Annotated in this window: 27 protein-coding genes; 18 read left to right on the top strand and 9 right to left on the bottom strand. The window is 65.1% G+C overall.

Features of this window, described 5'->3' with window-relative positions; translation table 11 throughout:
* The first annotated feature begins 59 nt into the window (after nt 1-59).
* From P0R31_RS24730 to P0R31_RS24720, 3 genes are all read left to right on the top strand, one after another.
* Nucleotides 60-998 carry a dihydrodipicolinate synthase family protein gene (locus tag P0R31_RS24730; RefSeq protein WP_275516852.1) on the top strand — a complete coding sequence of 313 codons (939 nt, stop codon included), beginning with the start codon at nt 60-62 and terminating at the stop codon, nt 996-998.
* A gap of 407 nt (nt 999-1405) precedes the next feature.
* Nucleotides 1406-2806, top strand: a complete 1401-nt coding sequence (locus P0R31_RS24725; protein ID WP_157283302.1) for a selenium-binding protein SBP56-related protein — start codon at nt 1406-1408, stop codon at nt 2804-2806.
* 83 nt (nt 2807-2889) lie between these two features.
* Nucleotides 2890-3483 (top strand): hypothetical protein, encoded by a 594-nt coding sequence (locus P0R31_RS24720; protein WP_275516851.1) that lies wholly within the window; start codon nt 2890-2892, stop codon nt 3481-3483.
* A gap of 2 nt (nt 3484-3485) precedes the next feature.
* Here P0R31_RS24720 and P0R31_RS24715 read toward each other — a convergent pair whose 3' ends face one another.
* From P0R31_RS24715 to P0R31_RS24705, 3 genes are read right to left on the bottom strand one after another with little or no spacing between them, the layout of a single operon-like run.
* On the bottom strand, nt 3486-4184 hold the full coding sequence (locus P0R31_RS24715) for a DUF1045 domain-containing protein (protein ID WP_275516849.1): 699 nt from the start codon (nt 4182-4184) through the stop codon (nt 3486-3488).
* Between the two features lie 18 nt (nt 4185-4202).
* Complete coding sequence (locus P0R31_RS24710) at nt 4203-5396, bottom strand: alpha-D-ribose 1-methylphosphonate 5-triphosphate diphosphatase (protein ID WP_275516848.1); 1194 nt, start codon at nt 5394-5396, stop codon at nt 4203-4205.
* Nucleotides 5393-6064 carry a chloramphenicol acetyltransferase gene (locus P0R31_RS24705; RefSeq protein ID WP_275516847.1) on the bottom strand — a complete coding sequence of 224 codons (672 nt, stop codon included), beginning with the start codon at nt 6062-6064 and terminating at the stop codon, nt 5393-5395. The genes P0R31_RS24710 and P0R31_RS24705 overlap by 4 nt, the downstream gene beginning before the upstream one ends.
* Before the next feature lie 176 nt (nt 6065-6240).
* Between P0R31_RS24705 and phnC the strand changes: the two genes are divergently transcribed.
* The 4 genes from phnC to phnE (P0R31_RS24685) all read left to right on the top strand — a co-directional run bounded on the left by phnC (nt 6241) and on the right by phnE (P0R31_RS24685) (nt 9843).
* On the top strand, nt 6241-7056 hold the full coding sequence (phnC, locus tag P0R31_RS24700; RefSeq protein ID WP_275516846.1) for a phosphonate ABC transporter ATP-binding protein: 816 nt from the start codon (nt 6241-6243) through the stop codon (nt 7054-7056).
* 71 nt (nt 7057-7127) lie between these two features.
* Nucleotides 7128-8036 carry a phosphonate ABC transporter substrate-binding protein gene (gene phnD / locus P0R31_RS24695; RefSeq protein WP_157283298.1) on the top strand — a complete coding sequence of 303 codons (909 nt, stop codon included), beginning with the start codon at nt 7128-7130 and terminating at the stop codon, nt 8034-8036.
* Nucleotides 8037-8104: 68 nt separating this feature from the next.
* Nucleotides 8105-8992, top strand: a complete 888-nt coding sequence (gene phnE / locus P0R31_RS24690; protein WP_275516845.1) for a phosphonate ABC transporter, permease protein PhnE — start codon at nt 8105-8107, stop codon at nt 8990-8992.
* On the top strand, nt 8989-9843 hold the full coding sequence (phnE, locus tag P0R31_RS24685; protein WP_275516844.1) for a phosphonate ABC transporter, permease protein PhnE: 855 nt from the start codon (nt 8989-8991) through the stop codon (nt 9841-9843). Before phnE (P0R31_RS24690) ends, phnE (P0R31_RS24685) begins: the two co-directional genes overlap by 4 nt.
* A gap of 137 nt (nt 9844-9980) precedes the next feature.
* Here the strand turns inward: phnE (P0R31_RS24685) and phnF are convergent, their stop codons facing one another.
* The gene (gene phnF, locus P0R31_RS24680) at nt 9981-10712 is read right to left on the bottom strand and encodes a phosphonate metabolism transcriptional regulator PhnF (protein WP_157283296.1); all 732 of its coding nucleotides are present in this window, start codon (nt 10710-10712) and stop codon (nt 9981-9983) included.
* Nucleotides 10713-10876: 164 nt separating this feature from the next.
* Between phnF and phnG the strand changes: the two genes are divergently transcribed.
* The 9 genes from phnG to P0R31_RS24635 are packed head-to-tail and all read left to right on the top strand — an operon-like array spanning nt 10877 to nt 17821.
* A complete protein-coding gene (phnG, locus tag P0R31_RS24675) occupies nt 10877-11290 on the top strand; it encodes a phosphonate C-P lyase system protein PhnG (RefSeq protein WP_275516949.1) in 414 nt (137 codons plus the stop codon).
* Between the two features lie 4 nt (nt 11291-11294).
* Nucleotides 11295-11903 (top strand): phosphonate C-P lyase system protein PhnH, encoded by a 609-nt coding sequence (gene phnH, locus P0R31_RS24670; protein ID WP_275516843.1) that lies wholly within the window; start codon nt 11295-11297, stop codon nt 11901-11903.
* Between the two features lie 4 nt (nt 11904-11907).
* Nucleotides 11908-13023 carry a carbon-phosphorus lyase complex subunit PhnI gene (locus P0R31_RS24665; RefSeq protein ID WP_275516842.1) on the top strand — a complete coding sequence of 372 codons (1116 nt, stop codon included), beginning with the start codon at nt 11908-11910 and terminating at the stop codon, nt 13021-13023.
* Nucleotides 13020-13916: an alpha-D-ribose 1-methylphosphonate 5-phosphate C-P-lyase PhnJ gene (locus tag P0R31_RS24660; RefSeq protein WP_275516841.1), complete on the top strand. Its 897-nt coding sequence runs from the start codon at nt 13020-13022 to the stop codon at nt 13914-13916. The genes P0R31_RS24665 and P0R31_RS24660 overlap by 4 nt, the downstream gene beginning before the upstream one ends.
* Complete coding sequence (phnK, locus tag P0R31_RS24655; RefSeq protein WP_275516840.1) at nt 13909-14706, top strand: phosphonate C-P lyase system protein PhnK; 798 nt, start codon at nt 13909-13911, stop codon at nt 14704-14706. Before P0R31_RS24660 ends, phnK begins: the two co-directional genes overlap by 8 nt.
* 22 nt (nt 14707-14728) lie before the next feature.
* Nucleotides 14729-15427: a phosphonate C-P lyase system protein PhnL gene (gene phnL / locus P0R31_RS24650; RefSeq protein ID WP_275516839.1), complete on the top strand. Its 699-nt coding sequence runs from the start codon at nt 14729-14731 to the stop codon at nt 15425-15427.
* 12 nt (nt 15428-15439) lie between these two features.
* A complete protein-coding gene (locus P0R31_RS24645) occupies nt 15440-16588 on the top strand; it encodes an alpha-D-ribose 1-methylphosphonate 5-triphosphate diphosphatase (protein WP_128264913.1) in 1149 nt (382 codons plus the stop codon).
* The gene (gene phnN / locus P0R31_RS24640) at nt 16585-17181 is read left to right on the top strand and encodes a phosphonate metabolism protein/1,5-bisphosphokinase (PRPP-forming) PhnN (protein ID WP_275516838.1); all 597 of its coding nucleotides are present in this window, start codon (nt 16585-16587) and stop codon (nt 17179-17181) included. The genes P0R31_RS24645 and phnN overlap by 4 nt, the downstream gene beginning before the upstream one ends.
* 28 nt (nt 17182-17209) lie before the next feature.
* Nucleotides 17210-17821, top strand: coding sequence for a pyridoxamine 5'-phosphate oxidase family protein (locus tag P0R31_RS24635; RefSeq protein WP_275516836.1), 612 nt, complete (start codon nt 17210-17212; stop codon nt 17819-17821).
* A gap of 170 nt (nt 17822-17991) precedes the next feature.
* Here P0R31_RS24635 and P0R31_RS24630 read toward each other — a convergent pair whose 3' ends face one another.
* The 5 genes from P0R31_RS24630 to P0R31_RS24610 all read right to left on the bottom strand — a co-directional run bounded on the left by P0R31_RS24630 (nt 17992) and on the right by P0R31_RS24610 (nt 22515).
* The gene (locus tag P0R31_RS24630; protein ID WP_275516835.1) at nt 17992-18723 is read right to left on the bottom strand and encodes an SDR family NAD(P)-dependent oxidoreductase; all 732 of its coding nucleotides are present in this window, start codon (nt 18721-18723) and stop codon (nt 17992-17994) included.
* Nucleotides 18724-18801: 78 nt separating this feature from the next.
* Complete coding sequence (locus P0R31_RS24625; RefSeq protein ID WP_275516833.1) at nt 18802-19305, bottom strand: DUF6496 domain-containing protein; 504 nt, start codon at nt 19303-19305, stop codon at nt 18802-18804.
* Nucleotides 19306-19373: 68 nt separating this feature from the next.
* The gene (locus tag P0R31_RS24620; protein WP_275516832.1) at nt 19374-20156 is read right to left on the bottom strand and encodes an alpha/beta fold hydrolase; all 783 of its coding nucleotides are present in this window, start codon (nt 20154-20156) and stop codon (nt 19374-19376) included.
* A gap of 4 nt (nt 20157-20160) precedes the next feature.
* Nucleotides 20161-21456, bottom strand: coding sequence for an O-acetylhomoserine aminocarboxypropyltransferase (locus P0R31_RS24615; protein ID WP_275516830.1), 1296 nt, complete (start codon nt 21454-21456; stop codon nt 20161-20163).
* Between the two features lie 261 nt (nt 21457-21717).
* Nucleotides 21718-22515, bottom strand: a complete 798-nt coding sequence (locus tag P0R31_RS24610) for an IclR family transcriptional regulator (RefSeq protein ID WP_275516828.1) — start codon at nt 22513-22515, stop codon at nt 21718-21720.
* Nucleotides 22516-22646: 131 nt separating this feature from the next.
* Here P0R31_RS24610 and P0R31_RS24605 point away from each other — a divergent pair, with 131 nt between their 5' ends.
* Nucleotides 22647-23612: a Bug family tripartite tricarboxylate transporter substrate binding protein gene (locus P0R31_RS24605; protein WP_275516826.1), complete on the top strand. Its 966-nt coding sequence runs from the start codon at nt 22647-22649 to the stop codon at nt 23610-23612.
* A gap of 3 nt (nt 23613-23615) precedes the next feature.
* Entirely contained in the window at nt 23616-24233 is a 618-nt protein-coding gene (locus tag P0R31_RS24600) for a flavin reductase family protein (RefSeq protein ID WP_275516825.1), read from the top strand.
* The last annotated feature ends 20 nt before the right edge of the window (nt 24234-24253 follow it).

Genomic DNA, 24253 nt, shown 5'->3' with positions numbered 1-24253 from the left:
CCGCCTCGCTCGCGCGGGCGCGGCGACAGACCCAAGACACATCAGGGATGGAGAGTTCGATGCCGGTCACCCCACACAAGGCCCAACGCCCCTATCGCGGCGTGTTCCCGGTCGCGCCCACCATCTTCGACGAGCGCGGCGAGCTCGACCTCGAGGGTCAGCGCCGCTGCATCGATTTCATGATCGATGCCGGCTCGCACGGCATTTGCATTCTCGCCAATTTTTCCGAGCAATTCGTGCTCACCGATGCCGAGCGCGAGACGGTGATGCATGCGGTGCTGGACCATGTGGCTGGCCGGGTTCCCGTGATCGTCACCACCACGCATTTCAGCTCGGCCGTGTGCGCGGCGCGCAGCAAGCAGGCCGAGGCGGCCGGCGCCGCCATGGTGATGGTGATGCCGCCCTATCACGGCGCGACCTTCCGCGTCCCCGAGAAAGGCATCGTCGAATTCTTCAAGGTGCTCTCCGGCGCGATCAACATCCCGATCATGATCCAGGACGCGCCGGTCGCCGGCACGCCGCTGTCGGTCGAATTATTGGCGCGGTTGTCGCGCGAGTTTTCCAACATCCGCTATTTCAAGATCGAGGTACCGGGCGCGGCCTCGAAACTCCGCAGCCTGATCGAGGCGGGCGGCAAGGACATCGAGGGCCCCTGGGACGGCGAGGAGGCGATCACGCTGCTCGCCGATCTCGACGCCGGCGCCACCGGCGCCATGACCGGCGGCGGCTATCCCGACGGCATCCGCCAGATCATCGATCCCTATTTCGCCGGCGATCGCGAAAAGGCGAAGGCCGCCTATGAGCGCTGGCTGCCGCTGATCAATTACGAGAACCGCCAATGCGGCCTGATCGCCTGCAAGGTCATGATGCAGGCCGGCGGCGTGATCAAGTCGGAGGCGGTGCGCCATCCGCTGCAGCCGCTGCATCCGGCGACGCGCGCGGGGCTATTGGAGCTCGCCAAGGAGCGCGACGCGTTGGCGCTTAGGTGGGGGAAATAGTGGAGCCAAACATTCAGTGTCGTCCCGGACAAGCGCGCCCCAAGCGCGCGTAGATCCGGGACCCATAACCACAGGGAGAAGTTTGACGAAGACTCCGAGCTGGCAGCTCGCTTCACAACCACTCCCTGGGGTTATGGGTCCCCGCCCCCGTGCGCAATTGCGCACTAGGCGGGGACGACATCGAGAGAGAGAGGCCGCCCTCTAACCTCACTTCGCCGGCAGATGGCGTCGAATTCACGCGATTCCGCCGGTTTCCCAAAGTCCGGCGATGGCATATTGTACGCTCGCCAACCGGCCCTGCGGAGAATCCCAAGGCGTCGCTTAACAGGACATCGCGCAACAGCTCTTCTTTTGCCACGATCCCGAGCCAGGTTGGTGCAAAACCGACAGAACAGGGAGGCAGTGCCATGACGATGAGGCCGGATCCCACCTTTCACGCATCGCCCAAACTTGCGATGGAAGCGCCTGCGGAGAACTTTGCTTACACCTTGCTGCTCAGTCCGGATTTCTCAAAGCCGGACGCTCTCGCGGTCATCGACGTCAAGCCGGGATCGCCGACCTACAGCCAGATCGTCCACACCGTAACGATGCCCAACAAGGGTGATGAGTTTCATCATTTCGGCTGGAATGCTTGCTCCTCCGCCCTGTCGCCGCTCGCCGGACACGCCTTCATCGAGCGGCGCTATCTCATCATCCCGGGGCTGCGCTCGTCGCGGATCTATGTCATCGATACCAAGCCCGATCCGACGAAGGCCAAGATCCACAAGATCATCGAGCCAGAGGAGGTCTTCAAGAAGACCGGCTACTCGCGGCCGCACACGATCCATTGCGGGCCGGACGGCATTTACGTGAGCACGCTGGGCGGCGGCGGCAAGGACGGCACCAATGGACCTCCGGGCGTCTTCATCATGGATTGCGAGACGTTCGAAGTTCTTGGACGATGGGAGATCGACCGTGGCCCGCAGACGCTGCATTATGATTTCTGGTGGAATCTGCCGCGCGATTACATGGTGACGAGCGAATGGGCGTTGCCGCCGCAGTTCGAGAACGGGATCGTCCCGGAAGATCTGCTTGCGAATAAATATGGCCATCGTCTCCACTTCTGGGACCTTCGCGCCCGTCGCAACGTCCAGACCATCGACCTCGGCGCCAATCATCAGATGGCGCTCGAGGTGCGCCCCGCGCACGATCCGGTTCGCGAGTATGGTTTCGTCGGTGTCGTGGTCGACACCACCAACCTCGAAGCGTCGATCTGGACCTGGTGGCGCGAGGGCGGAAAATTCCATGCCGAGAAGACGGCGACGATTCCTCCCGAAGCCGCGCCCAAGGAGAAGCTGCCGCCGCTGCTGCAGGGGTTTGGCGCCGTGCCGCCGCTGGTGACGGATATCGACCTGTCGATGGACGATCGGTTTCTCTATGTCTCGTGCTGGGGGACGGGTGAGATGCGCCAGTACGACGTCAGCGATCCCAGAAAGCCGAAGCTTGCGGGCTCAGTCCACATCGGCGGCATCGCGCGGCGCACGCCCCATCCGAACGGAAAGGCCTTTGCGGCGGGCCCGCAGATGGTCGAGATCAGCCGCGACGGCCGGCGCGTGTACTGGACCAATTCGCTCTATTCCACCTGGGACGACCAGTTCTACCCCGACGGGGTTCCGGGCGTGGAAGTCATGGCCAATGTCGGTCGTGACGGCGGCCTCGAGCTCGACAAGGACTATTTCGTGAGCTTCCCCGACGGATATCGTGCGCACCAGATCAGACTCGAGGGCGGCGATTGTTCGACGGACTCATTTTGCTACCCGTCGGTCTAGATGGGACGCAGGCGACCCCGGCCCTTGGCTGGCTGTGGCTCGCGCTTGTTGCGAGCGGTCTCTACCACGGGATCAATCCGGGAATGGGATGGCCGCTCGCCGTTTCGGCCGGGCTCATGGACAAGAGCCCCCTCGCGCTCTTCCGCGCATTGTGGGCTCTGGCGGCCGGGCACCTCCTGGCAACACTTCTCGTGCTGCTGCCGTTCGCCTTCCTGCTCGTACTGGCCGAATGGCAGCGTCCAATCCAGATCGTCGCGAGTCTTCTCGTCATCGGCTTTGGCGTCTACCGGCTGATCGGCCGGAGTCATCCGCGCGCGCTGGCACGAATTCCGCCGACGCAATTGGCGCTCTGGTCATTTGCCGTCGCCATCGCTCACGGCGCTGCCTTGATGCTCGTGCCGATCTATCTAGGGCTCTGCCAGGCCTTCGAGCTCGATGCCGGCCATCAGGCGGCAAGCACGCTGATGGCGGCAAATCTCGGGATGGCGGTGCTGGTGTCCCTGGTGCACGTTGCCGCCATGATCGGCACCGGCGGATGTCTGGCGTGGCTGGTCTACCGCCATCTGGGATTGAGGTTCGTCTCGCGAAGCTGGTTCAATCTGGATGCAGTCTGGGCGATCAGCCTCGTTCTGGTTGGCGCGGTGGCGCTCGCTTTCAATCTTGCGGCCTCGCGCTGAGTCTACCGCACCAAAGCCCACTCGCCGATGATGCGAAACCGCGCCTTGGCATCATCCTGCCTGAACAGCGCGATGCGATCGATCGCGAGCGTCTCGATGCCTAGCGCCGCAAACCTTGCCCGCAGCATCTGAAGGATCGGCCCGCGCCGCTCCGCATCCAGCCGACCCGTCAAGGTCATGTGGAAACGGAATTCCTCCATCACGTAGGGATAGCCCCAGCGGTCGAGATAGTCGCGCTGCTGCTCGCTGAGCTTCTCCGGCTTGCGACGGGCGCGATCTTCCGCCGTCAGCGGGGCGCGAAACGGGTCGAATTCGCGAACGCAATCAGCGGCAAGCTGTTGGAGAGCCTCGACCGGCTCGGCCGGAATGACGGCAATGAAGCCGCTGATGGTATCGACCATCGGTCGGATCGCCGGGATCGGCCGTGTCTTGCCCGCGAAGGCCGCGCAGGCGGCCATCAGCTCGGCTTCGGTCTTGCCAGGCGCCAGCGCCATCGGCGCCTTCAGCGTGGCGTGAAAGCCGTATTTGCGGGGATCGGCGCTGAGCTCACGCCAGTCGGGCGCGACATGCAGCGCCTGCTCTGGAAACGAAACCTCGCCCCCGCTGTAGGCGTCATAGCCGAGCAGCTCGGCGCCGAAGCGGGAGAGGGCGCTGTCGCGGCCTGCGGCATAATAGATCGCGTAGCGGGGGAAGCCTGTCATTGCCTCAGCATTACCAATTTACGCCGCGACGACAGTCTCGCGCGGCGCCGCCATTGCGGTGAGCAGCCGCGTCGCGTCGGTGAGATGCACGAGCCTGCCGCCTGAGATCACCGCGATCAGCCGCGGCCGCAGCTGCACGCTGTCGTCGACGAGGAGAATGTCGGCGCGGCGTCCCTTCGCGAGCAGGCCGCGATCGGTGAGGCCGGTCGCGCGCGCCGGGCCGGCGGAGATTAGATCCCACGCCTGAGCCAGCGGCACCACGCCATCGGCGGCCAGACGGAACGCGGCGAGCAGCTGCGCGGGATAGTAATAGTCAGACGCCAGCACCGAGCAGAGCCCCTTTGCGATCATGTCGGCGGCCCTGGTCCAGCCGGTGTGGCTACCGCCGCGCACGACGTTCGGCGCGCCGTAGACGATGGCATCGCCGTGGCTGGCCGCAGCCTGCGCCGTCTCCTCGTTGATCGGAAATTCCGCGATCAAGGCGCCGAGCTCGCGAAATTCCCGGCGCATCGCCGGGCTCGAATCGTCGTGCGAGAGCATCCGCACCTCGGCGCTGCGGGCCGCGGCGGCCAGGCGTGATACCGAGGCGGGCACCTCGTCGGCGCGCGAGACCACGCGCTCGACCAGCCGGTCGAATTCTTCACTCGACAGACCGGTGCGCTCCACCATGCGGTTGCGCTTGCGTGGGTTGGAGATGTCGGCAACGACGCCGTCCATATGATCGTTGAAGGCGAACAGGTCGACGCGGCCCTCGCTGAGCCACTGTGCGATCTCCGCTTCGGCATCGAGATTGAAGGTCTCGTGCCGCAGGTGGAAGCGGATGTCGGCGGCGAATTGCGGACGCTGCCGCTCGATCGCCTCCATCAGGCCGCGCGCATTGTCGGCGCTGCGCAGGCCCGGCTCCCACGAGCAGGTCGTGGCGTGAAACACGGTGGTGATGCCGTTGCTGATCGCCTGGCGGTCGCTGTCGGCGAGCGCAACGTCGATCGGAAAGTCGACGCCGGCGCGCGGCATCATCTGCCGCTCGAAGGCATCGCCATGCAGATCGACGATGCCGGGCAGCACCAGGAGGTCACGGGCATCCAGCGCCAGCCGCGCCCGGCCGCGAGAGGCATCGACCTCTGCAATGTCCGTTCCGGAGACGAGAAGAGAGGTTTCGACGAGCTCGGCGCCGATCAGGGCCCGGCCGCCTTCGATGAATATGTCTGTCACGCGACCGCGCTTCGTTTACTGGCAGGAGGATTGGCGAGTGAGCTCGCCCGTGCTTCGTATGTCGAGAGGAAATCTTCAATCCCGAGCTTGCGGAAATTGGGCAGCGCCTCGCGCAATTTGTCGTGATCCCAGTCCCACCAGGCAAGCTTTGCAAGCCGGCCGGCGATCTCCTCCGAGAACCGCCGCCGTACGATGCGGGCCGGATTGCCGGCGACGATGCAGTAGGCCGGCACGTCCTTGGTGACGATCGCGCCAGCGGCGATCACTGCGCCGGTGCCGATGTTGCGGCCCGGCAGCACGATCGCGCCATGGCCGATCCAGACGTCATGGCCGATATGAACGTGATGCTGGCGGCGCCAGTCGAAGAACTCGGCATCGTCGCTCTCGCCGTCGAAATAGGCGCTGGAGCGGTAGGTGAAATGCGCCTGGGTAGCGCGATGCATCGGATGGTTGCCGGGATTGATGCGGGTCATTGCCGCGATCGAGCAGAACTTTCCGATGGTGGCGTAGGTGATCTGCGCATCGTTCACGACATAGGAATAATCGCCCATCGCCACTTCATGCAGGATCGTGCGCGCGCCGACCTCGGTGTAGGCGCCGAGCCTGGTCTCATGCAGCTTGGCCGAGGGATCGACGGTCGGCTGAACCGAAAGAGCTTTGGCGGCCATGTTGCATCCGAAGTGCGAGAGCGGAGGGTTTTCTCATCGAGCGGCCGGATGACGATGTCATGACAATGAGATGACAGGGGATGATCTGCGTAGGATGGACGCACTGCAACAGCGTTGTCACACAAGTGTTAACCACGGGCGTTAGCGGTTGGCTCCAGCTACTCTGGAGCCCCTGTATGCTGGTGGTTGAAGGCCTGACGTGTCGCTTCGGCGCGAAAGCCGCGGTGGACGATGCTTCGTTTCAAGTTTCCCCCGGCGGCTTCGTCGGGGTGATCGGGCGATCCGGCGCCGGCAAGTCGACATTGCTGCGGATGATCAACCGCCTCGCCGAACCCTCCGAAGGCCGGATCCTGTTCGAAGGCGTCGACGTCACCGCGCTGCGCGGCAAGGAGCTGCGGCAGTGGCGTGCGCGGTCGGCGATGATTTTTCAGCAGTTCAACCTCGTCGGCCGGCTCGACGTCCTCACCAATGTGCTGATGGGGCGGCTGTCGACGGTGCCGACATGGCGGTCGCTGCTGCAGCTTTGGCCCGAAGAAGACAAGGCCGTCGCGATGTCGGCGCTTGAGCAGTTCGACATGGCTGCCATCGCGGCCCAGCGCGCCGACCACCTCTCGGGCGGTCAGCAGCAACGCGTGGCGATCGCGCGGGCGCTGGTTCAGCAGCCCGACATCATCCTTGCCGACGAGCCGATCGCCTCGCTCGATCCCCGCAACACCAAGATCGTGATGGATGCGCTTCTGCGCATCAACAAGCATTTCGGTATCACGGTGCTCTGCAACCTGCATTCGCTCGATCTCGCCCGCAGCTATTGCGACCGCCTGATCGGGATGGCCGCGGGGCGGGTCGTGTTCGACGGCGCGCCGGCGGCCTTGACCGACCATATCGCGCGCGAGCTGTACGATCTCGAGGCGAATGAAGTCATGGATGTTGCGCCCCGGGATGCATCGGTCGGCACGGCAGTTCCTGCCCTCGGCACGGTTGCCGCGGCCTGATCGCCGCTTCAAATCGAGCCCAGCGTAGAGCCGGAGCTCGACAGTTGCATAACCTTGAAATGGGAGACGTCATGATAGACCGTCGTACGATCGTTGCCGCTGCGGCGGCCCTGGCATTTTCAGTTTCGGCCGCTGCGGCGCAGGACTGGAAGGCAAAATATCCTGAGCTGATCTTCGCAAAAGTTCCCGACGAGAATGCCTCCGGCACCACTAACCGCTGGACGCCTCTGACCGAGTACCTGTCCCGCGAGCTTGGAACCAAGGTCACGCTGCGGATTGCCAACGACTACGCCGCGGTGATCGAAGGTCAGCGTGCAGGAAACATTCACATCGCGATGTACGGCCCGGCGTCCTACGCGCGTGCCTACATCGTTGGCGCGAAGGTCGAACCGTTCGCTATCGAGGTGAACGGCGACGGCACCAAGGGCTATTACTCGGTTCTCTATGTCAAGAGCGATTCGAGCTACAAGGACATCAAGGACCTGCAAGGCAAGAACCTCTGCCTCGTTGATCCCAATTCGACTTCCGGCAACAACGTGCCGCGTTTCGCGATGAACAAGATGGGCATCGACCCGGAAAAGTTCTTCGCCAAGGTGGTCTACTCGGGGAGCCATGAAAACGCAGTGATCGGGCTTTCGCAGGGCACCTGCGACGCGGCGTTCAACTGGTGGAACGATGAGAAGGAATCGAACCTGCTCCGGATGGAACGGAAGGGCATGGCCAAGGCCGCGGATTTCAAGATCATCATGAAGTCCGAGCAGATTGTGAACTCGCCGATGGCCTATCTCGGCAGCCTGCCTGACGACCTCAAGGCGGCGATCAAGAAAGCCGTGCTGGAAATTGCGGTGAAGGACAAGGCCGCTTTCGACAAGATCTACGAGGGGAAGCAATTGCCCTACGTCGAGGTCGACCACAAGGCGTATGAGGCCGTGATCGAACTGACCAAGTTTGTCGACAGCATTCGCAAGCAGAAATCCTGAGGGAAACGAAGGGTTGGACAAGACGGGCAGATCGCACGATCTGCCCGTCGGGCTCTGCCGAACATCCCATGCGAACAGCAGTTCCCGAATTCCCGGAAGCCAGGCTGCGTGAGCTTGCCGATCGCTATGCGGCTGCAATTGCCGCCAAGCGCCGGCGCGTATGGCTCGGCGCCGCCGTCCTGATCGCCGTTGCTATTGCCGCGGGCTGGATGGGCGAGGTCAGTCTTGGAAATTTTGTCGAGAACTTCTGGCGCTTCCCGGCCTATTTCGTCAGCATCGCACCCAAATTTTCGTCCGCGACCGCATGGAGCGATTTGGCGGACTGGCTGTGGGGGTTGCCGCGCTGGACACGGCTTCTCGGGGATACGTTGCTGATCGCATATATGGGCACCCTCTCGGGTGCGCTGTGCGGTTTCGCACTTTGCTTCCTCGCCTCGGCCAATCTCGTGAAATCAGGAACGACTGTTTTCGTCACCCGGCGCGTCCTGGAATTTTTCAGGACCGTGCCGGAGATCGTGTTTGCCCTGATCTTCGTGCTGGCCTTTGGTCTCGGGCCGCTGCCGGGCGTTCTGGCCATTGCCATCCATACCGCCGGAGCGTTGGGCAAGCAGTTCGCCGAGGTTGTCGAGAACATCGACAGCAAGCCGGTCGAAGGGGTGGCGGCAAGCGGGGGCAGCTGGGTTCAGGTTGTTCGGTTCGGCGCGTTGCCTCAAGTCCTTTCGAACTTCGTGAGCTATGCCTTGCTCAGGTTCGAGATCAACGTGCGTGGCGCTGCCGTGATGGGCTTCGTCGGCGCCGGCGGGATCGGCCAGGATCTGATCGAGGCGGTTCGCAAGTTCTACTTCACCGACGTCAGCGCCATCCTGTTGCTCATCGTCCTTACCGTCATGTTGATCGACTTCCTGACGGAACGGTTGCGACACCGCCTGCTCGGGCTGGAGGGAAGCACCCGATGAGCTCCTTCAGTTTTGAAAACCGGGCCGGCATTGCCGAACGGTATCCCGGCGTCTTCCGGACCGATTGGTGGCAGCGGGGAAGGATCGCAATACTCGTCGGCGGGGCGGTCGGGCTGTTCCTGTTCGGGATCGTCCAGCTCGATATTCCCTTTAACCGGCTCTCCCAAGGCATGGTCAGGCTGGGCGAATTCGTCCAGCTCATGTTGCCGCCCAACCCGGGTTCTTGGGCGGAGGTTCTGAAATATCTGCATGCGCTCGGAGAGACGGTGTCGATCGCGTTTCTCGGCACGCTGGGCGGCGCGCTGCTCGCGCTGCCGGTATCCCTGCTGGCGGCGCGCAACGTGGTTGCAAGCCGGATCATCCGCGTATTGACGCGTCGTGGCCTCGATACCATCCGTGGAGTCGATACCTTGATCTGGGCACTGATCTGGGTCGGCGTCGTGGGGCTGGGGCCGTTTGCCGGCATCCTGGCCGTGATCTGCAGCGATTTCGGAACGTTCGGCAAGCTGTTCTCGGAAGCGATCGAGGTCGCCGACAAGAACCCCGCGGAAGGCGTTCGGTCATCGGGCGGCAACCATTTCCACAGCGTCCGGTTCGGATTGCTGCCGCAGGTATTCCCGGTCTTGCTGAGCCAGGTGCTCTACTATTTCGAGTCGAATACGCGATCGGCGACGATCATCGGAATCGTTGGCGCTGGCGGCATTGGCCTTCAGCTTGCCGAACAGATCCGGGTGCTGGAATGGCAGAAGGTATCGTTTCTGATCCTGCTGATCCTGATAACGGTATCGTCGATCGACTGGATTTCCGGCAAGCTGCGCTTCGCGATTATCGGCAAGCGGACGGTCGCCTAACGTCGTGCTGGAGCCTTATCCATTCCGATTGAATCGGAACGGAACTCTGGCTTCTTGTTTTGACGCGTTTTCTCGACGCACACCGTTTCCACCTCGGATCAAGTCCGAGGGCATGCTTCGCTGGAAAACGCTCTGATCTAACCGTTCTCCACCAAGAACTCCACCCGCTCCGCCGCAAAGCGCGAGTGCTTCGTCACCAGCGGCTTGCCCGTGAGATCATGGTCGGTGGCGTCGACCACCAGGATCGGCCGCCCCAGCGCCAGGTCGAGCCGTGCGGCGTCGCTCGCGTCGACGATGCCGGCGGTGATCCTTGTCGCGCCGCGGCGATAGTCGCGGACGCCGAAATGCTCCAGCAGCTTCGTCATCGAGCGCGTCGCCGCGAACACGGCGCCCGCATCCGGGAACAGGTCAGCCGAGAGCCAGGTCGTAGAAACACAGATCGGCGTGCGGTCGGCGAGGCGAATCGCTTCGATCCGCACCAGGGGCGCGCCGGTCTTCAATCCCAATTCCCGTGCGAGCTCGCGCGTCGCGACGTCGTCGGTCGCCTCGATCAGCCGGCCGTGCGGCTCGCGGCCATCGGCGCCGACGATCTCGGAGAAGCGCGTGCGCGAGCGCAGGGGATAAGCGAGCTTCTGCGCCTCGACATAGGTTCCGCTGCCGCGCTCGGCGCGCACCAGGCCGCGCTCGGCAAGCGCTGCCAGCGCGCGCCGCACGGTGTGGCGGTTGACGCGATAGGTCTCGGCGATCTCCATCTCGCCCGGCAATTTGTCGCCGGCCGCAAAGCGGCCGTCGGCGATGCCGCGCTCGATGCCATCGGCCACGAGGCGCCATAGCGCGACGCCCGAGGAGGCTGTGTCCTGCATGCTCATGTCGCGGGAAACCTACTCCAGAAATCACAGCATTGTCACGAAACAGTCATGGCGCGTCCGTATGAAGTTGTCTATTATCATAGACAACTTCGGTGCGGCAAGTTCGGTGGAAAGTTGACCAGGTGACCCAGCACAACGACCAGCAAGCCCAGCGCAAGGCCGCAATGGCGGTGCTGGCGCACGCGGAGGCGGGCGAGATCGCCGCTCGCCTCCGCAACTTGTCGCTCCCGGACCATCAGGACCTGCGCACGCCGGAGAACGGCCTCGTCATGCTGCGCGGCCGGGTCGGCGGCGACGGCGCGCCGTTCAATCTCGGGGAAGCGACGGTGTCGCGCGCCGCGGTGCGGCTTGCGAGCGGCGAGGTCGGGTTCGGCTATACGCTCGGCCGTGACGGTGAGAAGGCGCGGCTGATCGCGCTGTGCGATGCGCTGGTGCAGTCCCGCGATTTCGGCGGAGCGGTGGAGCGCGAAATTATCGCGCCGTTGCGCGAGCAGCTGATGGTCAGGCGTAAACAGGCGGCGGCAGCGGCCGCCGCGACGAAGGTTGATTTCTACACCATGGTGCGCGGTGAGGGGTGAGATCATGACCACGATTGCGGAGCTGCCGCCGGGTTTCGCCGACAAGGTGCTGTCGGCGCAATCGACCTTTCGCTCGGTTATGGACGCCATGGCGCGGCCGGGCTCGGTTCAGCGCATTGTGCCGATGGCGGGCGCGCCAGGGCCGATGATGCGGGGCACCGCAGCGATCGCGCTGACGCTGTTCGACCACGACACGCCGCTCTGGCTCGATGCGCGGATGGCGGAGAGCGCGGACGTGACGAAGTGGCTCAAGTTCCACACTGGCGCGCCGGTCGTGCAGGATTCGTCGATCGCTTCGTTTGCGCTCGTCAGTAACGGTGGCGCCTTGCCTTCGTTCGAGTCCTTCGCGCTCGGCACCAGCGAGTATCCGGACCGTTCGACGACCGTGATCATCCAGGTCGAGAGCCTGAACTCCGGGCGCAGCTTCGAGCTGCGCGGCCCCGGCATCGACGGGGTGGCGGCGTTGCAGGCGTCGATCAAGCCTTTCGACCTGTTCGAGCGCCTGCATATGAACGAAGCGCTGTTTCCGCGCGGCATCGATGTGGTGCTGGTCGCCGATGACGCCGTGGTCGCGATCCCCCGCACCACGCGCATCGTGAGCAAGGGAAGCTGAAAGCATGTATGTCGCAGTCAAAGGCGGCGAACGCGCCATCGAGAACGCCCATCGCCTGCTCGCGCATAAGCGGCGCGGCGACCAGAGCGTTGCGGAGATCTCGCTCGACCAGATCTCGGAGCAGCTCGGCCTTGCCGTCGATCGCGTCATGAGCGAAGGCTCGCTCTATGACCGCGAGCTCGCGTCGCTTGCGATCAAGCAGGCGCGCGGCGATTTGATCGAGGCGATCTTCCTGGTTCGCGCCTTCCGCGCCACGCTGCCGCGTTTCGGCGCCAGCGAGCCGGTCGACACCGGCACCATGCGGGTGCAGCGGCGGGTGTCGGCGACCTTCAAGGACATTCCCGGCGGCCAGATCCTGGGGCCGACCTTCGACTACACGCACCGCCTGCTCGATCCATCGCTCGCCCAAGGTTTCGTGCCGGAGAGGCCGGCTGCGGCCGAAGCCTCCACCGCGCCGACGCCGCGCGTGACAGACATTCTCGGGCGCGACGGGCTGATCGAATCATCGCCGGAAGCCGAGGACGGCGCCAGCGTCGGCGATCTCACCCGCGAGCCGCTGAATTTCCCCGCGGACCGTGATTTGCGCCTGCAGAACCTTGCGCGCGGTGACGAAGGCTTTCTGCTCGCGATGGGCTATTCCACCCAGCGGGGCTACGGCCGCAACCATCCCTTCGTCGGCGAGATCCGTTTCGGCGAGGTCGAGGTCGACTTTGTCGCGGAAGACGTCGGCTTCGCGGTGCCGCTCGGCGCGATCGAGCTCACCGAGTGCCAGATGGTCAACCAGTTCAAGGGCTCCGCGACCGAGGCGCCGTGCTTCACCCGCGGCTATGGCCTCGCCTTCGGCCAGAGCGAGCGCAAGACCATGTCGATGGCGCTGGTCGATCGCGCGTTGCGTGCCCGTGAGCTCGGCGAGGAGGTACTCGCACCAGCGCAGGACGAAGAGTTCGTGATGTCGCATTCGGACAATGTCCAGGCGACCGGCTTCGTCGAGCACCTGAAGCTGCCGCACTATGTCGATTTCCAGTCCGAGCTCGGCCTCCTGCGCAAGCTGCGCCAAGAGTTCTCTAAAGCGTCCGCCGAGACCAACACGCCCGACGCCATGAAGGAGGCCGCGGAATGAACGCGCCCGCCTACAATTTCGCCTATCTCGACGAGCAGACCAAGCGCATGATCCGCCGCGCGATCCTGAAGGCGATCGCCATCCCCGGCTATCAGGTGCCGTTCGCCAGCCGCGAAATGCCGATGCCCTATGGCTGGGGCACCGGCGGCGTGCAGGTCACGGCCGCGATCCTGGGGCCGCAGGACGTGCTGAAGGTGATCGACCAGGGCTCCGACGACACCACCAACGCGATCTCGATCCGCAAATTCTTCGCCAAGACCGCGGGCGTTGCGACCACGACGGCGACGGACGAGGCAACCGTGATCCAGACCCGTCACCGCATCCCGGAGACGGCGCTGAACGAGAACCAAGTGCTGGTCTATCAGGTGCCGATCCCCGAGCCGTTGCGCTTCCTCGAACCGCGCGAAACCGAGACGCGGCGCATGCATGCGCTCGCCGAATACGGCCTGATGCACGTGAAGCTCTACGAGGACATCGCCCGCTTCGGCCACATCGCCACGGCCTATGCCTATCCGGTGAAGGTCAACGCGCGCTATGTGATGGACCCGTCGCCGACGCCGAAATTCGACAATCCCAAGATGGACAATTGCCCGGCGTTGCAATTGTTCGGCGCCGGCCGCGAGAAGCGCATCTACGCGATCCCGCCCTACACCCAGGTGGTGTCGCTCGATTTCGAGGATCACCCGTTCGAGCCCTACCGATTCAACGCGCCCTGCGCGCTCTGTGGCGCGGAGAATTCCTATCTCGACGAGATCGTCACCGACGACAAGGGCGGGCGCATGTTCGTCTGCTCGGACACCGATTATTGCGAGGGCCGCCAGGCCGCCGGCCATCACGGCAGTCTCAGTGCCGCGCCGTACAGGGAGAAGGCGCAGGAGGCCTCGAATGGCTGATCAGAATTGGGTCGAGAACGACGAGCCGCTGCTGGTCGCAAGATCGCTCAGCAAGTCGTTCGGCCGCATCAATGCCTGCCGCGACGTCTCGTTCTCGCTCTATCCCGGCGAGGTGCTGGCGATCGTCGGCGAATCCGGTTCCGGCAAATCGACGCTGCTGCAAATGCTGTCGGGCCAGCTCGCGCCGAGCGCGGGGCACGTCTCCTACCGGATGCGCGACGGCGTCACCCGCGATCTCGCCACTCTTGGCGAAGCCGAGCGCCGCTTCCTGTTCCGCACCGATTGGGGATTCGTGCATCAGGATCCCGCGCAGGGGCTGCGCATGGCGGTCTCGGCCGGCGCCAATGTCGGCGAGCGGCTGATGGCGGTGGGGTGGAATCATTACGGCCGCATCCGTGAGACCGCGTCGGATTGGCTGACACGCGTCGAGATCGACGTCGCGCGCATCGACGATGCGCCGCGCACCTATTCCGGCGGCATGCGCCAGCGCCTCCAGATCGCCCGCAACCTCGTCACCGAGCCGCGGCTCGTGTTCATGGACGAGCCGACCGGCGGCCTTGACGTGTCGGTGCAGGCGCGCCTGCTCGATCTCCTGCGCAGCCTCGTCGCCGAGCTGAACCTCGCTGTCGTCATCGTCACCCACGATCTCGCGGTGGCGCGCCTGTTGTCGCACCGCGTGATGGTGATGAAAGGCGGCCGCGTCATCGAGACCGGTCTCACGGACCAGGTGCTCGACGATCCCCGCGAGCCCTATACCCAGCTGCTGGTCTCCTCGATCCTGCCGCCATGATCTTTACAACATGAGCCCTCCGATGACCGCCATGATCGACATTGCCGATGCGCAAAAGACCTTCACGATGCACCTGCAGGGCGGCATCGAGCTGCCGGTGGTGCGCGGCGTGACCTTCCACGTCAATCCCGGCGAGTGCGTGGTGCTGTCGGGCCCGTCGGGCGCCGGCAAATCGTCGATCCTGAAGATGATCTTCGGCAATTACCGCTGCGACAGCGGCCGCATCGGCATCCGCCATCGCGGCGCCGTGGTCGATCTTGCCATCGCCGAGCCGCGGCAGGTGCTCAACGTCCGCCGCTCCACCATCGGCTATGTCAGCCAGTTCCTGCGCGCGGTGCCGCGCGTCGCCACCATCGACGTCGTCGCGGAGCCGCTGATCGTGAACGGCATGAGCCGGGCAGACGCACAGGCGCGCGCCGGCGAGCTGCTGCATCGTCTCAACATCCCCGAACGGCTCTGGCAGCTGCCGCCCGCGACCTTCTCCGGCGGCGAGCAGCAGCGCGTGAACATCGCCCGTGGCTTCATCTCGGATCTGCCGATCCTGCTGCTGGACGAGCCGACCGCCTCGCTCGATGCGGCCAATCGCGCCGTGGTGGTCGAGCTGGTCGCTGAAAAGAAACGTCAGGACGTCGCCATGGTCGCCATTGTCCATGACGATGAAATCCGTCATTTGATTGCCGACCGCATCGTCGACGTCACCGGCTTTGCCGCCGCGGCCTGAAGGAATGGGGAAATGAAAAAGGAATCCGTGATCGCCAACGCCAGGATCGTGCTGGCTGACCGGGTGATCGAGCAGGGCTGGCTCGCGCTTGCCGACGGCCGCATTGCGGAGATCGGCGAGGGGACTGCGCCCGCGGGTGCCGAGGATGCCGGCGGCGATCTGATCATGCCCGGCCTGATCGAACTCCACACCGACCATCTCGAGGCGCATTACGTGCCGCGGCCAAAAGTGTTCTGGAATCCTGTCGCCGCCGTCATCTCCTATGACGGCCAGCTTGCGACCTCGGGCATCACCACCGTGTTCGATTCGCTCCGGGTCTGGCGCGAGGACGGCGCCGAGGAGGTCGATGGCCGCGCCGGCGTGCTCGCCGCCGCGATCACCACCGCGCGCGAGGCCAACCTGCTGCGCGCCGATCACTTCCTGCATCTGCGCTGCGAGATCCCGATGCCGAGCGTGGTCGAGGAGGCCAAGGAGCTGATCGACCGTCCCGACGTCAAGCTGATGTCGCTGATGGACCACACGCCGGGCCAGCGCCAGTTCCGCGACGAGGTCAAGCTGCGCGACTATTACCGCGGCAAGGGCGGCGGCAAGACCGATGCCGAGCTCGACGAATTGTTCGCAAAGCGCTTCGAGTATCAGAGGCTCTATGCCGCGGCCAACATGCGCGAGATCGTGGCCCTGGCGCATGAGTACAACATTCCGCTGGCGAGCCACGACGACACCACCGAGGAGAACGTCGCGGACGCCGTGCGCGACCGCGTCTCCGTCGCGGAATTCCCGACCACGCTGGAGGCCGCGCGCGGCCTGCACCAGGCCGGCATCGACATCCTGATGGGCGCGCCAAACGTGGTGCGCGGCGGCTCGCACTCCGGCAACATCGCGGCGGTCGATCTCGCCCGCGAAGGCCTGCTCGACATCCTGTCGTCGGATTACATTCCGTCGAGCCTTTTGATGGCCGCGTTGCAATTGCCCGAGCATGTGCCCGCGATCAGCCTTCCTGCCGCGGTCCGCACCGTGACGAAAGCGCCCGCCGAAGCGGTCGGCCTCACCGACCGCGGCGAGGTCGCGACCGGCAAGCGCGCCGATCTGATCCGCGTCCATGTCGCAGGCCACGTTCCCGTGGTCCGCAGCGTCTGGCGCGAAGGACACCGCGTCGCATGAGCGAGATGGCGACCACGGGCGAAGGCGAGACCGGTGCGATCGGCCCCGGTCGGCTCGTGCTCGTGGTCGGCCCCAGCGGCGCCGGCAAGGACACGCTGTTGCGGCTGGCGCAGGCGGCTTGCAGCGACGATCCCGGCATCGTCTTCCCGCGCCGCATCGTGACGCGCGCGTCCTCCGCCGATGAAGACAATATCGCAGTCAGCCCCGAAGAATTCCACCGTGCGTGCGAGCACGGCGACTTTGCCGTGCACTGGGAGGCGCACGGGCATTCCTATGCGCTGCCGGTCGAGATCAACGACGACATCCGCGCCGGCCGCACCATCGTCGTCAACGTCTCACGCACCGTGATCGCCGCCTTGCGCCGGGCCTATGCCAACGTCGTGGTGGTCGCGATCAAGGCGCCGCCGGAGGTATTGGCGCAGCGGCTTGCCGCGCGCGCCCGGAAAAGCGACGGCAACATCGCCGAGCGGCTGTCGCGCAGCGTCGATGATGCGTCGGCGCACGCGGATGTCACCATCGTCAACGCCGGCAGCGCGGACTACCACGGCCGCCAGCTGCTACGCGTGATCAGGAATCAAGGCTGGCAGGATTAGTTGCTGGCAACAGCATGGAGAGAGTGGAATGACGGTGATTGAAACGGTCGAGCAGCTGGAGGCAATCTACGGCGTCACGAACGACGCCTCGACCGTGAAAGTCGCCGACCACGTCACCCCGCTCTACCGCATATTCATCGAGAGGGCGCCGTTCGCCGTGCTCGCCACCATCGGGCCCGAAGGCATCGACTGCTCGCCGCGCGGCGATCTGGCCGGCTTCGTCCGCGTCCACGACCCCAAGACGCTGATGCTGCCCGACCGCCGCGGCAACAACCGGGTCGATTCCTTGCGCAATATCGTGCGCGACCCGCGCGTCTCGCTGATGTTTCTGATCCCCGGCTCCGGCAATGCGGTACGCGCCAACGGCCGCGCGCATCTGTCGATCGATCCGCTGCTGCTGGCTTCGTTCAAGGTCGAAGGCAAGGCGCCGCGCAGCGTGATGGTTATGAATGTTGACGAGATCTACTTCCAATGCGCCCGCGCCATCGTCCGCGCCGATCTCTGGAATCCCGACAAACGCGTCGATCCGAAGACGCTGCCGACACCGGGGCAGATTCTTGCGGAGATGAGTGACAACAAGGTCGGCGGCGCGGAGTATGATCGCGCTTGGCCAGAACGGGCGGCGGCGACGATGTGGTGATGTGGCCGCGCTCTCTCGTCTCCCTCGCCCCGCTCTTGCGGGGAGAGGGCGGGGTGAGGGGCTCTCTCCGCGCGTGACGTCGTCGATGAACCTGTACCCCCTCACCCGGATTGCATCTTTCGATGCAATCCGACCTCTCCCCGCAAGCGGGGAGAGGTAAGAGTCATCCTTCAATTAAAAGCCATTCCGCCGCTCAGCGCGATGGTCTGTCCGGTCATATAGGCGTTGTCGACCAGCAGCATCACGGCTTTCGCCACCTCGTCCGCCGTGCCGAAGCGGCCGAGGGGGATGCGGCTGACGAGCGCGGGCTGGCCGCTCATCATGTCGGTCTCGATCAATGACGGCGCCACGGCGTTGACGGTGATGCCTTCTTTCACGAGCCGCGCCGCATAGCCGCGCGTCAGGCCCTCCATGCCGGCCTTTGACGCATTGTAGTGCGGGCCGATCGAGCCCGCACCGCGCGCGGCGCCGGAGGAGATGTTGACGATGCGGCCCCATGTCCGTGCGCGCATCGATGGCAGCACCGCTTGCGTGCACAGGAAGGCCGATTTCAGATTGACCAGGATAGTGCGGTCGAAATCGTCCTCGGTGAGATCGTCGACGCCGCGCGTGATCGCAATGCCGGCATTGTTGATGAGAATGTCGATGGGCCCGAGTCCCGCCGTGACGCGTTCGACCAGATTGGCCACGGCGTTCCGCTGCGAGACGTCGGCAGCGACGACGATGGCGCGTCCGCCATGCTCGGCGATCTCGCCGGCCAGCTTCTCCGCCTGACCGATCTGCTCGCGGCAGTTGATCGCCACGGCGGCGCCTGATGCAGCCAAGGCCCGGCAGACGGCCGCGCCAATCCCGCGCGAGCCACCGGTGACAAGCGCTACACGCCCCTTGAGACTATCTGACATGCCGAACTCCGATCGATCCGAAGTCTGATCGTCAGACGTTGGCTGCCGGTACACAACTCACAAGGTTGCTACACGACGTCAACTCCGGCGGCGGGCGCGGGTGCGCGCCGCCTTCTTGGCGGCTGCGGAGCGGACCTTGGCACCCTTGGTGTGGCTTGCCTTGCGCGCGGCGGCTGAACGGGACGCTGCGGTTCGGCGGCTTGCGGCGCGCTTGGCCTGTTTCGACAACGAACCGCGCGATGCGGTCGATCGCGGTTCCTTCTTCAGAGCGTTCGTGGCGGCGCGCGATACTTTCGGCCTCCGCTTCGGCGTGCGTTTGCCCTGGCCGACCTCGTAAGCGTACTTGGCACTACGGCGCGTCGACTTCTTAGTGCTTCCCTTGCGCGGCGGTGGCAGATCGACACCGGCGCGTCGTGCTTCGGACAGGCCGATCGCGATGGCCTGCTTGGTCGAGCGCGCGCCGTGCTTGCCCTTGCGGATCTTGTCGATCTGGTCCTTGACGAATTCGCCGGCCTGCGTGCTGGCCGACTTGCCGGCACGTTTGTCTTGCCTGGCTTTACGAATGACTTCCTGTCTCGGCATGGTCAGGTTCCCCTTCTTGAGTGAGAGGGATATCTGACCGCAACGCGCAAGGCGGAAGATCGATCCGCCTAGTTCCGCAGCGCCGCCAGCAACTCGTCCGGTCGCTCGGCCATGATCATGTGGCCGGCGCCGGGCACGACGACGGTCCTTGCATGCGGGATCGCGGCGGCGAGCGCCTTGCCGGCCTTCGCCGGCGTCATCATGTCCTTCTCGCCGAGGATCAGCGTCGTCGGCACCTTCACGCTCGCCGCAGCGGCAAGTGCATTCGTATAGGCGTTGCAGGCCGACAGATCTTTGAACAGGACGCCCGGCTCGCATGCCCTGAGCACCGCCTGCGCGCCGCCATGCATCCACAGGCCCGGCGCCAGGCTGCCGCCGAGCTCCGCGTTGAAGCCGAGGCCCCAGATCGAGACCATGTCGTTGGCATCCTGCGAGTTGGCTTCGGCGGCTTTCAACAGATCCGGTCCCACCGTCATCGTCGCGGCGGTGCCGATCAGGCTCAGCGCGGAGACCTTGTCGGGATGCCGCGCGGCGGTCTCCAGGGAGATCAGCGAGCCCATGGAGTGGCCGATCAGATGCGCCTTCGCGGCGCCCGCCGCATCGAGCAGCGCTGCCGTCCAGTCGGCCATCTCGGCAATAGTCGAGAGCGAAGGTCCGGCCGAGCGGCCGTGGCCGGGCAGGTCGGGCGCCAGCACGGTAAATCCGTGATGGGCGAACCAGCGCGTATGCAGCGCCCAGCTCGAATGGTCGAAGCCGGCGCCATGAATGAAGACCACCGCGGGCAGGGACTTGTCGAAGTCGCGGCCGCCGGTTGCGACAAACACATCGGTGCCGTTGACGGAAAGCTTCATGGTGTCAGGCCTTTTGCGAGATTCGCAGCGCTTGGTTGAGGTCGTCGATGATGTCGCTTGCGCTCTCGATACCGACCGAGAGCCGCACCAGCTCCTCGCCGATGCCGGCCGCCTTGAGCTGCTCGGCATCCATCTGTTGATGCGTGGTCGAGGCCGGATGGATCACCAGCGTCTTGGCGTCGCCGACATTGGCGAGATGGCTGATCATGCGCAAGCTCTCGATGAACTTGCGTCCGGCAGGCCGCCCGCCCTTGATGCCGAAGGAGACGATCGAGCCGGCGCCGCGCGGCAGCAGCGTCTTTGCGAGCTGGTAGTCCGTATGGTCCTCGAGCGACGGGTGCAACACCCAGTCCACCGCCTTGTTGGCCTTCAAGGCTTCCAGCACCAGATGCGTGTTCTGCATATGCCGGTCCATGCGTACGCCAAGCGTCTCGACGCCCTGGAGCAGCTGGAACGCGTTGGTCGGCGACAGGCAGGCGCCGAAATCGCGCAGGCCTTCCGTGCGCGCGCGCATGATGAAGGCGGCCGTGCCGAATTGCTCGTCGAAGACGATGCCGTGATAGCCGCCATAGGGCTCGGTCAGCACGCCGAACTTGCCGGATGCCCGCCAGTCGAAGCGGCCGCCGTCCACGATGGCACCGCCGATCGCGATGCCGTGGCCGCCGATCCATTTGGTTGCCGAATGCATGACGATGTCGGCACCGAGCTCGATCGGGCGGCTGAGATAGGGCGTGGCAAAGGTGTTGTCGATCAGAAGCGGAACCTTGGCCTCATGCGCGATCGCCGCAACCTTCGGGATGTCGAGCACCTCGAGGCCAGGGTTGCCGATGGTCTCGCCGATCACGAGCTTGGTGTTCGGTTTGATCGCCGCGCGGAATGCGTCGTGATCGCGTGGTTTCACAAACGTCGTGGTGATGCCGAAACGGGGCAGCGTGTGCGCCAAGAGGTTGATGGTGCCGCCGTAGAGCGAGCTGGATGCCACGATGTGGTCGCCGGCATTGAGCAGCGTGGCGATGGCCAGATGCAGCGCTGCCTGGCCGCTCGCCGTGCAGATCGCGCCGACGCCGCCTTCCAGCGCCGCAAGCCGCTCCTCCAGCACGCCGGTGGTCGGATTGGAGATGCGCGTATAGATGTGGCCGGCGCGCTCCAGGTTGAACAGCGCGGCGGCGTGATCGGAATCCTGGAACACGTAGGACGTGGTCTGGTAAATCGGCACCGCCCGGGCGCCGGTCGTGGGATCCGGATGCTGGCCCGCATGCAGGCTCAGGGTCTCGAAGGCAGGCGGTTTCGGCGCGGGCATGCGTGGCCTCGTTGATCGGTCGACGATGGCGCGTTGTGCCATAAAACTGTGTGCCAAGTCAGCCCGTTGACAGCCCCGATGACGGTGCGCTCCCTCCCCCGCCAGCGGGGGAGGGTTGGGGAGAGGGTGTCTCCGCGTTGGGGGTGTTGAGAATTTGCCGAGTATGTCCCTGTGTGGCGAGAGCCCTCACCCACCGCGCTCTGCGAGCGCGTCGGCCTCTCCCGCAAGCGGGAGAGGCGAAGAACCGGCGCCGTACGTGCCTTACCCCCCGATCGCCTGCTCGATGATCCGCGCTTCCCGCAGCAGGATCTCCGCGACCTCCTGCTCGCGCCTCGGCCCGAGCCGCGTGCGAACGGCGGAGACCGTCATCGCCGCAGCCGGTTGCCCGTCCGGCGTCTTGATCCAGGTCGAGATCGATTTCGTCCCTTGCACCAGGCCGGTCTCTCTCATGCCGTATCCGAGCCGCCTGGCGGCGGTGACCTCGCCGAGCACGGTCGCGACGTCGGTCCGGTAGGCCTCGAACCTCTTCTCATTCGCCACGACGATCTTGCGCGCCTCCTGCGCCGGCATCGCGGCGAGGATGGCAACGCCGGCGCTGGAGACGCCGAGCGGCCGCCGCGCGCCGATCTCGATCGACAGCACCTGGATCGGATAGACGCCGATCCTGCGATCGACGCAAAGCGTGTCATTGCCGGTGCGCACCGTCAGGAACAGCGTGTCGCCGATCTCGGCTGACGCGCGCTGCAGCGACGGATTTGCGGCGACCAAGAGCCGCGAGGGCCGGGGACGCGCCAGCGCCAGCTCCGGTACCTGGTTGCCGATCGCGTAGCGGCCGCTCCGGCCGTGCCGCTCGACGATGCCTTCCTCGATCAGCACGTGGACGATGCGATGCACGGTCGGCCGGGTGAGGCCGGTGGTGCGGACCACCTCGGCCAATGGCACACCGTCCTCGCGACCTGCGGCCAGGATGCGCAGCACCGCGAGCGCACGCCGGATCGCCTGCGCGCCCTGTCGCGGTTCCACGGCGCGGCGGGCGGATGTGGCGCGTCTCTTGTCCATAGTATGGACAAGAACGCCACAATTCCCTCGACAGGGCAAGCGCGCATCTGGAGATTGCGCTCCGATCGGGATGCCATGCACGACGTCATCTGCACCCGATATGGAATTGGAAGCGCCGCCGGGAGGTTAACATGAGATTAATCTGGATTGCCATCGCTGCTGCAGCCGCAATGCTGGCGGGGCCCGCGTCGGGCCAGCAATGGCCGGCCCGCAACGTCAAGCTGATCGTGCCCTATCCCGCCGGCGGCAATGTCGACAGCGCCGCGCGCATCGTCGCCGACAAGCTCCAGGAAAAGCTCGGCCAACCCTTCGTCATCGAGAACAAGGCCGGTGCCGGCGGCATGATCGCGGGCGAAGCCTTCGCGAAGTCGGCGCCCGACGGCTACACGCTGTTCGTCGGCGCCAACGGCCCGGTGCTGTTCGCGACCGAGATCAACAAGCGCGACGCCTATAATTGGAAGAAAGACTTTCTCCCGATCTCGACGATCTCGATGACGCCGCTGGTGCTCGAGGTTCATCCCTCGGTGCAGGCGACTACGCTCAAGGAGTTTCTCGACCTCGCCAAGCGCGAGCCCGGCAAGCTGACCATGGCCTCGCCCGGCCCCGGTACCACGAACCACCTGCTGAGCGAGCTGATGCAGTCAAATCTCGGCCTGCAATGGGTCACGGCGCATTATCGCGGCAATGCGCCGGCCATCAACGATCTCCTGGGCGGTCAGGTGCAGTTCGCCTTCGACCAGCTCACCGTCAGCCTCCAGCACATCAAGGCCGGCCTGTTCCGCGCGCTCGCCGTCACCTCACCGCATCGATTGAAGTCACTGCCCGACGTGCCGACCTTCGCCGAGCTCGGCTACAAGGACTTCGACGGCCAGACCTTCACCGGCCTGTTCGCGCCCGCTGGCACGCCGGCGCCCATCGTCGAGAAGCTGCACGAGACGCTGGTCGCGATTCTCAAGGACCCCGCCGTGATCGACAAGTTCGAAAAGCTCGGCGGCGAAGCCACGCCGATGACGCCGGGCGAATTCAGGGCCTATCTCGAGCGCGAGGACGCCAAGTGGATTCCGGTGGTGCGCAAGGCCAATATCAGGGCGGATTGATTGATGCGGATCGACCCGACCGAGCTCGGCGCCGAGCGCATCTACCGCCTGATGACCGGCATCGTGGTGCCGCGCCCGATCGCCTGGGTGACGAGCCTGTCAGCTACGGGCGTGCTCAATCTCGCTCCGTTCAGCGCCTTCACCTTCGTCTCGCAGAAGCCGCCGATGCTCGCCATCAGCGTCGGCCGCAAGGGCGCCGACTACAAGGACACCGCGCACAACATCCTCGACACCGAGGAATATGTGATCCACATCGCGGATACGCCGCTGATGAATGCGGTGCACGACAGCTCGGTCGAGCATCCGCCTGAAATCAGCGAGGTGGAGCATCTCGGCCTGGAGACGCTCGCGAGCGAGCGCATCAGGGTGCCGCGGCTTGCCGCCGCGCCGGTCGCGATGGAGTGCCGTTTCCGGCAGTGCCTCGAATTCGGTGACGCCAAGAGCCGGCTCATCGTCGGCGAGGTCGTGCTGTTCCATTTGCGCGACGGTCTCGTCAACGACGGCAAGGTCGAGACGAAAGCGCTCGACCCGATCGCGCGCATCGGCGGTCCGCGCTACGCCCGCCTCGGCGAGATCGTGACGCTGGGCAGCGTGTTCCAGACTCCCAAGTCGAAAGACTGAGCGCGCGGGCCTCATCGCCG

The organism is Bradyrhizobium yuanmingense (assembly GCF_029167105.1).
In the GTDB taxonomy this organism is placed as follows: domain Bacteria; phylum Pseudomonadota; class Alphaproteobacteria; order Rhizobiales; family Xanthobacteraceae; genus Bradyrhizobium; species Bradyrhizobium yuanmingense_A.
This window is presented reverse-complemented; position numbering and strand designations above follow the sequence as displayed.